This is a genomic window from Clostridium sp. C105KSO13 (genome assembly GCF_001517425.1).
In the GTDB taxonomy this organism is placed as follows: Bacteria; Bacillota; Clostridia; order Lachnospirales; family Lachnospiraceae; genus Muricomes.
Genome location: NZ_FBWL01000162.1, coordinates 26898 through 39580 on the forward strand (window position 1 = coordinate 26898; position 12683 = coordinate 39580).

Annotated in this window: 11 protein-coding genes and 1 pseudogene; 8 read left to right on the plus strand and 4 right to left on the minus strand. The window is 41.4% G+C overall.

All coding sequences use genetic code 11. From position 1 onward, the window contains the following. Positions 1 to 91 precede the first annotated feature (91 nt). From BN3456_RS07500 to BN3456_RS07510, 3 genes are all read left to right on the plus strand, one after another. Complete coding sequence (locus tag BN3456_RS07500; RefSeq protein WP_347457986.1) at positions 92 to 445, plus strand: helix-turn-helix domain-containing protein; 354 nt, start codon at positions 92 to 94, stop codon at positions 443 to 445. A gap of 235 nt (positions 446 to 680) precedes the next feature. Further along, entirely contained in the window at positions 681 to 1319 is a 639-nt protein-coding gene (locus BN3456_RS07505; RefSeq protein WP_089983522.1) for a sigma-70 family RNA polymerase sigma factor, read from the plus strand. Further along, the gene (locus tag BN3456_RS07510) at positions 1319 to 1774 is read left to right on the plus strand and encodes an RNA polymerase sigma factor (protein WP_089983523.1); all 456 of its coding nucleotides are present in this window, start codon (positions 1319 to 1321) and stop codon (positions 1772 to 1774) included. The genes BN3456_RS07505 and BN3456_RS07510 overlap by 1 nt, the downstream gene beginning before the upstream one ends. 30 nt (positions 1775 to 1804) lie before the next feature. On the opposite strand, the gene BN3456_RS07515 is transcribed toward BN3456_RS07510, so the two are convergent. The 4 genes from BN3456_RS07515 to BN3456_RS15880 form a co-directional block, all read right to left on the minus strand. After that, positions 1805 to 2338 carry a hypothetical protein gene (locus BN3456_RS07515; RefSeq protein ID WP_089983524.1) on the minus strand — a complete coding sequence of 178 codons (534 nt, stop codon included), beginning with the start codon at positions 2336 to 2338 and terminating at the stop codon, positions 1805 to 1807. Between the two features lie 86 nt (positions 2339 to 2424). Continuing rightward, the gene (locus BN3456_RS07520; RefSeq protein ID WP_089983525.1) at positions 2425 to 2790 is read right to left on the minus strand and encodes a hypothetical protein; all 366 of its coding nucleotides are present in this window, start codon (positions 2788 to 2790) and stop codon (positions 2425 to 2427) included. Between the two features lie 26 nt (positions 2791 to 2816). Further along, the gene (locus BN3456_RS07525) at positions 2817 to 3383 is read right to left on the minus strand and encodes a hypothetical protein (protein WP_089983526.1); all 567 of its coding nucleotides are present in this window, start codon (positions 3381 to 3383) and stop codon (positions 2817 to 2819) included. A gap of 29 nt (positions 3384 to 3412) precedes the next feature. Then, the gene (locus BN3456_RS15880) at positions 3413 to 3586 is read right to left on the minus strand and encodes a hypothetical protein (protein ID WP_176699133.1); all 174 of its coding nucleotides are present in this window, start codon (positions 3584 to 3586) and stop codon (positions 3413 to 3415) included. 543 nt (positions 3587 to 4129) lie between these two features. Here BN3456_RS15880 and BN3456_RS07530 point away from each other — a divergent pair. The 5 genes and pseudogenes from BN3456_RS07530 to BN3456_RS07545 all read left to right on the plus strand — a co-directional run. Further along, positions 4130 to 9994, plus strand: coding sequence for a SpaA isopeptide-forming pilin-related protein (locus tag BN3456_RS07530; protein WP_089983527.1), 5865 nt, complete (start codon positions 4130 to 4132; stop codon positions 9992 to 9994). A 98-nt stretch (positions 9995 to 10092) separates the two neighbouring features. Then, positions 10093 to 10236, plus strand: coding sequence for a hypothetical protein (locus tag BN3456_RS15885; RefSeq protein ID WP_176699134.1), 144 nt, complete (start codon positions 10093 to 10095; stop codon positions 10234 to 10236). Further along, positions 10214 to 10516: a hypothetical protein gene (locus BN3456_RS07535; RefSeq protein ID WP_089983528.1), complete on the plus strand. Its 303-nt coding sequence runs from the start codon at positions 10214 to 10216 to the stop codon at positions 10514 to 10516. Before BN3456_RS15885 ends, BN3456_RS07535 begins: the two co-directional genes overlap by 23 nt. Next, entirely contained in the window at positions 10497 to 11051 is a 555-nt protein-coding gene (locus tag BN3456_RS07540; protein WP_089983529.1) for a PcfB family protein, read from the plus strand. Before BN3456_RS07535 ends, BN3456_RS07540 begins: the two co-directional genes overlap by 20 nt. 116 nt (positions 11052 to 11167) lie before the next feature. Then, positions 11168 to 12439 (plus strand): annotated as a pseudogene (locus BN3456_RS07545) (type IV secretory system conjugative DNA transfer family protein); the annotation flags it as partial. Positions 12440 to 12683 lie beyond the last annotated feature (244 nt).

Sequence of the window (12683 nt, forward strand, 5' to 3'; positions counted from 1 at the left end):
TGTTTGGCTGTTTTTTTCTGCCCTTTTTGACAGGGGAACTTTACGACACTGTGTCGCAAAGTCAAAAAATAGAATAACAAGGGGGTGCATAGTGTTGGGGAACCGGGCTGGATCGCAGAATCTGATTGACTTAGGTAACCGTATCCGTATCAGGCGGCAGGAAGTTTGTTTGTCTCAGGAAGCCCTGGCTGAGAAAGTAGGAATAAGCCCTAACACTATAAGCCGGATTGAGGGAGGGCAGACGGCTATGTCTGTGGAGATTTTTCGGAGACTGGTGCGGACTCTTGATGTGGATGCCAACACACTGTTAGGTGAAAGTGAGAGGATGCAAGGGAAGAATCACACCTTATCTGAAATGTGCCAGCGTGTCCGACGATTGAATGAGACGGAACAAAAGATTGTTTTACAGACTATGGAGGCATTGATGGATGCGTTGTGTCATTAATGTAAAAGAATATGCGTTTTCTACATATGTGGTGTCATTTACCGAAAAGCTCCCCACATCGGTTGAGGTATAGGAAGGAATATTTTGTTAAACTTTAAAAATAAAAGATAGAGGATGTAGAAAGATAAACTGTTTCAGGCTACACCCGTTAAAAAAAACGGGTGTGCCGGGAGCTGTTTTTTACTGCTTTTTTGTGTAATGTGGCTTTTGGGTTCCCCGTGGAAGGGTGGTACTCATGCTGTCATTACAGGAATTGAAACAAATCGTAAAAGCCCCACATCAAGGGCAGAAAACTCCAACTGCTAAAGATTTAAGAGAATATGGCATAGTTGTCATTCAGGAAAAGTTAAACAGGGACACGAAACTCTCCGTATACTACAACGGATATGTGCTTTATGAGGTAAGCGGAGCTGCCACAGTTTTTCCACTCCATTCATGTAAGGAGTATATCTATGAGGGATGCAGTATTGAAGAAAAAGTATTTGAAAAGGAATCCTGGTATCTGCGGTTAATGCTAGAGGGGGAAGATCGCTTAGAACGGAATCAGCATGTAAAAGAACATAACAAAGTTGTCTCATATAGTGCGGAATCGGAAGAATGGGGAATTATGGAAACAGAGGATTGTATTTTAGAACGGATGCTCAGGAAAGAAACTGTAGAAGAGATTCTATCACTTTTGACAGAGCCGCAGAGTAATGTTGTTCGTCAATATTTTCTGCACCAAAAGACACAGAACCAAATATCTGGAGAGTTGGGTATTACAGTTCCTGCAGTATCCAGGATACTGTCAAGGGCTATTCAGAGGGTGCGCAGGACATATCCGGAATTAAACAGAGTTTCAATCTGTCGGTACGGAATACAGGGGGAACAATAATGCGGGGGAAAAAGCCAAAGGAAAGAAAAAGTTATGTACTGCGTATGGGTGATGGAACGCTTGTGGAAGTGACACGGGAAATTTATCTGGAATGGTATCAGTCGAAACGCCGAGAAAAATACCAGCAGGAACGCAGCCGTAAATTTGGTGTATGCAGTCTGGATGGGCTGGCACAAAAAGGTGATTTTTTGAAAGGAGATATGGATACAAATAGTGGAGCGGAAGAAATTGCTATTAAAAATCTCTGTACTGAAAGTATAAAAAATGCTTTAAATAAGCTGCCAGAGCCGGATGCTTACTTGATTTATCTATTATTTTATGAAGAGGTTAAGGTTAAAGAGGCAGCTCAAATATTCGGGTGTAGCCGGAAAACGATTCTGAATAGAAAAAAACGGATTTTAGGGCAGCTTAATAAAATTATGAATGAATTGGGAATTGAGGGCGATTGTCTGTAAATCGCCCTCTCATGCTGACAAACTGGAATTTTACTTTCTGTCGGTTCGCAATAAAATGTCTAATGTAGGGTATTTACTGACATCATTTCCCTGTCCTTTGATAACATAATTAAACGGCACCTGACTTTTATCCATTGTAAATATCTCACATTGTTCCATTTCAATAAAATCAAGTAGCGCACTTTTAATCCTTTCAATCAGTTCTTCACTGGATTCTTCAAGGTTCATTTCGCAATATGCAAATTTTGAATATCTGTTCCATGTTTGATCGTTTATGCAGAGCCAACAATTACTATCTAAAGCGGTATGATAATTCTTAGGCAACGAATAAATGGATAATGAACAGACTGGCTCTCCATTTGCTATAACTGTTCTCATTTTCCGTTCACTACGCTGAAGCGTTCTGAGATTTTCTGAAAGCGAAGTGCCTGAAATGCCTGCATGAGTTGGGGGATATCCAATCATGCAAATTAATTCTTTGGCTTTGTCTGTCCATGCTTCCCAAAAACCGCTTCTATTTTTACATACTCCATAGATTACAATTCCTATTTTTTTGATGGACATTTTATTTTCACCTATTCCGATTTGCCGCTCTGTTCAACTCCCATATAAATGGAAAGTTATTTAGATAAATTCTTTTACAGAGTTCTTTATTTTTTCCTCAATATTTGCTTTTCCAAAATATCATTTAATATTTTTTCATATTTATCAGAGTTTTCACCTGCATTTTTTATCCTATTTATCATCCATACTGTATGCAATGTCGGTCTACGAATAACAGAAGTTATCAGTAAATCTTCATATCCCTTTTTATAGAATTGTTCTACATAATGTACAATAGCACCGGGAATACCAAAATTACTCAATGGATGTCTTTCCATAAAAAGCAAAAGAGGTTCAACGGCAGAAATACCAAAATTCGCTTTTTCGATTTGAGACAAGCATTTTTCCTGTACTTCTTCAAAGTCATCACAGTCAATATGTTCTTCCATTTCTTTTATTAATCTTTCAATCATTGTAATTTCCTCTGTCAACTACTAAGTTATCTATCGAATAGTGAGCCTGTACCGCTGTGCATACTACCATCATTTTCTGTATATGTTTGGATAAACCGGGGATTACGCTTTGCACAATGATAGAAGCACATCAATATCTCTGCAACGTCTGCTTTAATCTCAATCCCTAAACTATCCGCTAATTCTTGTTGCGCTTCACACAGATCAAACTCATCATCTTGTGCATCGTCCACATGTTCTTTAAAAATTTCTTTGGCAAACTCACTAAGCGCTTCTCTGTCCTGATATTCTTCTTCACATACATAATCTAACCAATAAGGGCAATTTATCATCAATTCAAAAAAATCATTTAGGCTATCTGCAATTCTGCCACACTTACCTTCACTTCCCCAATAACCTATTGAACCATCTTCAAGTAAAATGTATTCACTTCCACTACGCGCTTTGGCAAATGTTTTGCCAGCAATATTATAGGTTAAATGGCCTCCTTCGTCTTGGGGTTTCTTAAATTCTGAAAGAATTTCCACATCGCAAACATCACACAATAAGTCTGATAAGTCATGATCCTCTCTCAACTTTTTGAGTAAATCCATTTATCTGTACCTCCCATTCAAATTCTAATTTATCTCTCTTTTTCTTTATCCTGTCCTAATGCAATAAATCCTGCTGTAACAGCAAGAGCAAGCATAATATCATGCTCACCAAGTGGGTCTATTACAATAGAGTAAATTAAAAATGCTGTGCAAATCAGCAATATTGTCAATATAATTCCACGAATAATTTTTTTGTTTTTCATTATCTAAATATCCTCCATAAATTCTAATTTGTAAGTATGATTATACTACATCACAGTTTCGTTAAAAAGCCATTTCATGAGTATTTCCAAAAAACAAATTAAAAAATTTCTCATACCGGTTAATTTTTGCCTTTTCAAATATGCGATTAGTGAGAGGGCAAATTTTATGGACTTTTAAAAATCATTCCCTCTTGTCTGTACCTTGACAACTTCATCGCCTGCCTGGATGGATACCTGGCATTAGAGTGTGCATTATGCGTACCATGCCAGAGAGAACGCTGCGGAAATAGAGAGCCGGAGCAGGGAACGGATTCAGGGAAGAGAACAGGCAAAAGCTCAAAAAATACCAGTCTGACTATTATGGACTGGATAACAGCAGATATTATGCGGAGAAACTTTTAAATGTTTCTCCGTATCCATGTGCTGTTATCAAAGGACAGTGCAAGTTGCAAAAAAGGGGTGAGATGCTATGAGGACATAATTATAGAGAAACAAAGACAACTTGATTGAAAAGCCATACAAAATGAAAGCGAGGTATTGAAAATGAAGGGAAAAGTAAAGCGGATGCTATCCGGTTTGCTGTCAGTGGTTACGATTCTATCATCTTGCATACAGCCATTAGCCGCTTATGCGGCAGAGCCGGAGCCTGCACCCTATGAAGCAGAGTTTCCGGCTCTTAGCAAGGTCATAGACATGCTGGAAGCAGATGAGGTTGTGACAGCCAGTGACTACGAGGTAGAAATAGGAAGCATTGATGTGAAATGTGATTTTACAGGTTTGGATATAAACCTGGAAAAAGTCAAGGTTACATTCCATGAAGCAAAGAATGAGAATGGACAGGATTTTGATATAGACCAGGCAGGCACCTACAATGCAGTTTATTTTATCCAGCCGGTTAGCGGGAATCCTGCGTACCATATTAGCCGGAAAATAATTGTCAAGGAGCCTGTTTTAGAAACACAGTCAGAGAAAACCGAACAGGAATCTGGAAGCTATACAGATCAAACGGAAGAATCAGAGAATGATGAAGGGGAATCGGATTCGTACCAGGAAGAAATTTTGGGGGAGATACCATCCACAGATAAACCAGTAGATGAGCCAGAGACAGAAACCAGAAAAAAAGAAAACCTTGAAGAAGAACCGGAAGCAGTGGAAATAGCGGCTGAAGAAGGTCTGCTTTTATTTGCAGCCGACACAACTTCAAGGGCATCCGGTACAGCAACAATGGTGAAGGGTAGAACGATTTATTATCCGAGCAACCTGGGAAATTACTTTACGTGCTACTTTACAGTCAATGGCAAAATTGCATACTGTCTTGAGTCTGCAAAAGCATCACCGGACACAGGTGATTATGCCAGCAGTGTTTTAGAGGGAAACCCCAACCTGCAGAAAGCGATTTATTACGGATATGGAGGTGCTGGTGATGTAAGTGGAACATATATGCCTGATTTTGATGAAGATTTGAAATATGTATTCACACACATAGCTGCCAGCTATTTCTATTGCGGCATAGATGGGTTTGCAGGGTGTACAATGGATGATTTGCAGGAATGTGGAGTGCTTGGATGGATTGATTACCTTGCTTCCTTACCGGCTCCGCCAGACCCATTCCTGAACTTGTCAAAAACAGAACTGAAAGCCAGTTATGACGGTTCTGGTCAGACAACAGGAACAATCAAATTAAATGGTGATACAAGAAATGGAATAACTCTTAAAATCCCTAAAGGTGTGACCTATCACAATAAAACCACTGGAAGCTCACAGACGGGAGGAACAGTGCGGATCGCCGGCGGAACCAGTTTTTATTTTACAGCCCCGGTAACAGTAAATGGGGAATGGAAAACCGGGGATATGAGGGGAAGTATCCGCAATATATGGAAAGCACTTGTAGTGTCCACCGGAGATTATACACAGGATATCGGAAGCTACTATGAGGAAGATAGTGGAAATTCGGTTAGTTTCTCTGTGGATTGGCTGGAACTTGCAAAAGTCAAGGTTAGCAAGGTAGATTCAAAGAACCCGGATGCTAAATTGTCTGGTGCTGTTTTTGGAATCTATAAAGATAAAGCATGTACCCAGTTAATCACAAAGATGCCTGCTACAGACAGCAATGGAGCGTCAGCGGCTGAGATTGTCATGACACAAGATACGGTATACTTAAAGGAAATCACAGCGCCAATAGGTTACCGGCTGAATACAACAGCATATAACGTAAAGCTGGTGGCAAACCAGACGACATCTGTAACAGTGCCGGATGTAGAACAGCTTGGTGAACTGACCGTTTACAAGGAAGGGCAAGTGTTGTGTGGTGCGGATGTGACGGACACAGGAACTATCTTCCGGTATGAGAACTGCCGCCAGGCGGGGGCTGTCTATGAAGTGTATGCGGGGGAAGATGTTTTTACTGCCTATGGTGCCCTGATGTATAAAAAAGGAGATTTGGTAAAAGGCAGTCTGACCACGGATTCCAATGGTGCGGTTATCCTTAAAAACCTACATCTTGGAACCTACGTGATTAAAGAAGTACAGGCTCCGGAGAACTTCTACAATCCGGCAGAAGAAAAGACGGTCACTTTATCTTATGCAGGGCAGAATGTGGAAACGGTGTTTTCTGAGACAACTTATACGAATGACCGTCAAAAAGCAAAGGTTTCTGTTATAAAAAAGGACAAAGATACGCTGAATCCATTGGACGGCGGTATTTTTGGACTTTATGCGGACAGTGACATTACATCTGAGGATGGGAATGTAGTTGTTAAAAAAGGTACGCTGATTGAGAAGGCAGCAACCGGGGAAGATGGTACGGCAGTATTTATGGCAGACCTTCCCATAGGTTTTTCTTACTGCGTAAAAGAGGAACAGGCCCCGGAAGGTTATTTGAGAAATACGAATGATATTTATTCTTTTAGATTCTTTTATACGAATGATGAGGAAGCAGAAGTGGCTTTTAACCATACTTTTGTGAACGAACGTGTTAATGCAAAAATCTCTATCCAGAAGAAAGATGCGGAAACCAATGAATCAGTAGCACAGGGGGATGCCACTCTGGATAAAGCAGTATACGGTTTATATGCCCGTGAAGATATCGTGCATCCGGATGGGGCAACTGGTGTGATTTATGAAGCCGGGGAGAAAGTTGCTTCGTTGACCACAGATGAAAACGGTGGTGCTGTTATCGGGAACCTGTATCTTGGCAGTTACTATGTCAAAGAAATTTCGCCGCCTGTGGGTTACCTGGCTGATGAAGCAGAGCATGACCTTGTGTGCAATTATGAGGGTGATCTGGTAGCCACTGTTGAGCGTGGCTGTATCTCACCGGAACAGGTAAAAAAACAGCCATTTCAGCTTATTAAGGCGGCAGACAATGGGAAAACAGATGCCGATTTACTTTCCGGTGCCGGGTTTACTGCTTATCTCTTATCTTCCCTTGATATAAAGGAAGATGGAAGCTATGATTTTGATTCTGCATCCCCAGTGATACTTGGAGAAAATGGGGCAACAGAAATCTTTACTGATGAAAAAGGCTATGCCTGCAGCATTGCCCTTCCTTACGGTACATATATCGTGCGGGAGACAACAACGCCTCACAATTATAAACCAGTGGATGATTTTATCGTGCGGATCACAGAACATAAGCCCAATACCCCACAGATATGGAGGGTACTTCTGGATGATGAGTTTGAAGCAAAGCTGAAAATCACGAAGCAGGATGATGAAACAAAAAAAACGGTTCTGGCTAAAGATACAGAGTTTAAGATTTACAATCTGGATAAAAAAGAATATGTGGAACAGGTAACAACATATCCGACAACGATAGTCCATAAATCTTATTTTACAGATGCTCAGGGGTATCTGATTCTGCCGCAGAACCTGAAAATTGGAAACTACCGTATTGAAGAAGTGCAAGCTCCTTATGGTTACACGTTGAATGAGAATTATTATGAAGTTGCTGTAGATTCCAATACGGCATACCAGATAGACAGCGTTTCCGGGGATGCAATTATTGAAGTAATCTATGAAAATCATCCGGTAAAGGGAGAACTGCAGATTGTGAAGCAGGGTGAAATCCTGGATGGTTTTAAGAATGACTTTATTTATGAGACAGAACAGCTTTCCGGGGCTGTATTTAAGGTTTTCGCTGAAGAGGATATTTATACTGCTGATTTTCAGAAAGATAATGAGGGAAACCGGATTTTAGAATATACGTCCGGGGAATTGGTGGCAACCTTGACTACTGACGAAAAAGGCAAAGCAAAGCTATCTGACCTGCCACTTGGAACTTATAAAATAGTGGAATATGTGGCTCCAGATGGGTTTGTGCTGAATGAAGAAACACAGACGGTAACGTTTAGCTATGTGGATCAGAATACTGCAGTCATAGAGCAGACAGCCATTTTTGAAAATGACCGCCAGAAGGTGGAAATTTCTGTTGTGAAAAAAGATGCACAGACAAAGAAAGAAGTGGCAGGCGCTGTCTTTGGACTATACGCGAAAGAGGATATCCTTGCACATGGAGAGGTAATTATAAAAGCGGATACACTGCTTGTAAAATCGGCTACAGGTGAGGATGGGAAAGCAGTATTTAATCTGGACGTACCGTTTGGAAAATATTATATCAAAGAAACAGAAGCGCCGGCAGGCTATGTATCTTCTGACCAGGTGTTAGATGTAACGGCAGAATACCAGGGGCAGGATGTGAAAGTTGTGTATCTGTCCTCAGAATTTCTGAATGAGCCGACAAAGATTGTCGTGAAAAAGACAGATATCACCACCGGTGTTGAACTTTCCGGGGCAAAGCTCAAAGTGATTGATAAGGATGGGAATGTAGTAGATAGTTGGACTTCCGTTAAAGGCAAGGAACACTTGATTGAACGCCTGACCGTAGGTGAAACTTATACGCTGCGTGAGGAACTGGCACCCTATGGTTACCTGCAGGCGGAGGAAATTACGTTTACAGTAAAAGACACAGCAGAGGTTCAGAGGGTGGAAATGAAAGATGATGTACCAATCGGAACATTGCTGATTAACAAGAAGGGTGAATTTTTAGATAAGGTTTCCATCCTGGATTCCATTGGCGGATGGGTAGCACATTTGTTTGAGTATGTTACTGGATCTTTAAAGGATGTCACGTTTGAGGTATATGCATCCGAGGATATAAAAGCCGCCGATGGGGAAAGTGATGATTATTATGAAAAAGACGAATTGGTAGCATCCATCACTACAGATGAAACAGGTTATGCAAAACTTGAGAACTTGCCGCTTGGGAAATATTATGTGAAAGAAAAGGAAACGGCAGAAGGCTTTGTGCTGGATGGAGAAATCCGGGAGATTGATTTGACCTACCGTGACCAGAATACGGCAGAAGTGACATTTTCTACAGATTGGCTAAATAACCGTCAGAAAGTGGAGGTATCTGTGCTGAAAAAGGAGAAAGATTCAGACAGGGTACTGGAAGGCGCTGTATTCGCTCTATACACAAAAGAGGATATTAAAAATAAAGATGGTAAAGTGGTTATGGAAGCCGATACTTTGATAGAGGAAAGAGCTACGGATCAGGAAGGAAAGCTGGTTTTTATGGCTGACCTGCCTATTGGATATTCCTATTATGTGAAAGAGACTGCGCCAGCGCCTGGATTTGCTACAACAGACGAAACACAGGAATTTGATTTTACATATAAAGATGCCGAAAAGGAGCGTATTTCGTATGAGTTTACGTTTGAAAATGAACCTACGGTATTTGAGTTCACAAAACTATCCCTTATGGATGAAAAAGAAATAGAGGGAGCAAAACTTCAGGTGACAGATGAAACAGGCAAAGTTATCGAAGCATGGACTTCCGGAAAAGAGCCGCATATTATCAAAGAATTAATAGTGGGAAAGACATATACTCTGACAGAAACACAGCCTGCGGATGGTTACGTGACAGCAGAGGATATTGAATTTACCGTCCTGGATACGAAAGAGGTTCAGAAAGTGGCAATGAAAGACGATGTGACGAAGGTAGAAATCTCCAAAACGGATATTGCCGGTAAGGAGCTGCCAGGTGCAAAGCTGGTAATTCTGGACAAGGAAGGCAAGGTTATAGAAAGCTGGACATCCGGTGAGAAGCCGCATTATATTGAGATGCTACCTATAGGAGAATATACATTGCATGAAGAGGCGGCGCCGGAAGGGTATCTGGTAGCGGAGGATGTGAAATTCTCTGTAAAGGATACTGGGGAAATCCAAAAGGTTGTTATGAAGGATGAAGCAAAACCGGCGGATACACCGGAGAACGTCACTCCATCCCGCAGTACGCCAAAGACTGGGGATGAGAGCAATTTATTGTTCTGGTTTATAGTAATGGTGCTGGCTTTGTCTGGCTGTGCAGGCACTATGTTTCTGCTTGGCAAAAAGAAAAAAGACTGATGAAACAGTCAAAATAAAATGATATAGGAATGGGCGTTCGTGGATAGCTGTGATTTAGCTTTTTACGGACGCTCTTTTTCTTGAATGAGGAGGATAAAATGGTGGGAATCGTGATTACAGGCTTTGCTGTTGTGGTGTCGTTTTGTATGTACTGCTGTGTCCGTGTGGGGGCACTGGAGGATCGAAGGATGGAGGAATTAAGAAAGAAGGAGAAGCCGGATGCAGACAGGGAAAGCGGATAAAAGAAGGTATGCATGGGATAAGCCGTCAGACTGTGCCTATTGCTATTTTTGGAGTAAATTAAAAGGCTGTAAAAAGAAAGAGTGCTATTATCTGCTTCCGGAAAAAACCCCCCTGTCTGCTGGTGGTGCGGCGCAGATGCCGGACTGCCGGGGATGTCCATATGGCAGGAGTACACCGTGTATCGGCTTCTGCTTACAGAAAATTATTTTAGAGATGAAACAGAAGAGACAGGGCAATAGAAAGGCAGGTGGACAGAAAAATGCAGGACGAAGTAAATGAGAAGGTAATATCAATCTGTATCAATGGGGGTAAAATTTCTGCCCGGATTTTGAAAAATTCTCTTTCAAAGGCTCTGGTGGATATAGAGCAGGAGGAAAAGAGGAAACAGCAGAATCTACGGCAGCGGAAGAATCAGCGGCAGCATAAGAAAAGCATGAAGAAAGAGCAGATAAAAAGGCAGGGGGCTTATAAAGGAAAACAGAGTATAAGAAAGCTGAAAGCTCAGAACTTGGAACTTACCAATATTGCGATTACAGGCAGCAATGTTAAGTCTTTTGAAAAGTATGCCAGGAAATATAACATTGACTACAGCCTGCAAAAAAACCGGTCTGCTGAACCACCCCAGTATTTTGTGTTTTTTAAAGCAAAGGACGTTGATTCAATGACGGCTGCATTTAAAGAGTATACCGGATGGCAGATGAAAAAAAGCAAGAAGGTATCTATACGAAAGAAACTGTCATTGGCAAAAGAGCGTATCGCAAAACATAAGCAGCGTGAAAAAACAAAGAGTAAAGAGAGGGATACGGCACGATGACAGATAGAAAGGGAAAGGATTCCAAAGGAAGAAAATTCCTGGGAGAGTGCCTAAAGAAATTGTATCAGGATATCGCAGGGAAAATTCCTGTTGTAGATAAAAAACGGTTGATTGTGATGAATATTCCCTATGTGATTGTGTTTTATCTGGTAGATAAACTGGCTTGGCTGTACCGACACTGTTTTGCAGAATCTCTAATTGAAAGACTGGGGGTATTGCTTTTGAATTTTGGGGTAGCATTTAAAAATCCCTTTCCTAGTTTTTACCTTGATGATTTCCTGATTGGACTGATAGGAGCAGGATTGATTAAAATGGCAGTTTATTTTAAGGGAAAAAATGCAAAAAAGTTCCGGCAGGGTGAGGAATACGGCTCTGCCAGATGGGGAACACCGAAGGACATCGCACCATTCATTGATCCGGTATTTGAAAATAATATCCTGTTGACACAGACGGAGAGGCTTACCATGAACAGCCGACCAAAGCTTCCAAAGTATGCCAGAAATAAAAATGTTATTGTAATCGGCGGGAGCGGTTCCGGAAAGACCCGATTCTACGTGAAACCCAATTTAATGCAAATGACCCCAAACGTGAGCTATGTGGTGACTGATCCGAAAGGAACAATACTGGTCGAGTGCGGAACCATGCTGCGGCGTGGTACGCCAAAAATGAAAGATGGGAAGCCTGTACGGGATAAGAATGGCAGAATTATCTATGAGCCATATCGTATTAAAGTTCTGAACACGATTAATTTCAAAAAAAGTATGCACTATAACCCTTTCCGGTATATACGAAGTGAAAAAGATATCCTGAAATTAGTCACTACCATTATTGCCAATACAAAAGGGGAAGGGGATAAGTCCTCTGAGGATTTTTGGGTGAAGGCGGAACGGCTCTTATATTGTGCGCTGATTGGTTATATCTATTATGAAGCACCGGAAGAAGAACAGAATTTTTCTACCTTGTTGGAATTTATTAATGCTTCCGAAGCCAGGGAGGATGATGAAGAATTTAAAAATGCAGTAGACGAATTATTTGAAGAACTGGAAGCACAGGAGCCGGAGCATTTTGCGGTGAGGCAGTATAAGAAATATAAGCTGGCGGCAGGAAAAACCGCAAAATCCATCCTCATTTCCTGTGGGGCAAGGTTAGCGCCGTTTGACATTGCCGAATTACGGGAACTGACTTCTTATGATGAGATGGAACTGGACATGCTCGGTGATCAGCGCACTGCTATGTTTGTTATTATCTCTGATACAGATGATACTTTTAACTTTATTGTGGCAATTATGTACACACAGCTATTTAATCTTCTGTGTGACCGTGCAGATGATGTGCATGGCGGCAGACTTCCATACCACGTGCGGCTGCTTCTTGATGAGTTTGCCAACAGTGTGACGCGTTCTACGGTTAAAACGGTAGGAATAACCGACAAAGCCGTAGCTTAAGGTCACGAATGAGTGATTTTAAAGAACTATATAATTGATGTCTCAAATGAAGGAGTAACGCCCGGAAGGGGACACGCTAATACTTCGGATAGCGCCGGACAATACAGAATGTCCGGGGTTATAAGCCCGGGGAAGACGTGCGAAGTACACCCTAACACGGAAAGGTGAGGAAAGGTCGGCAGTGATG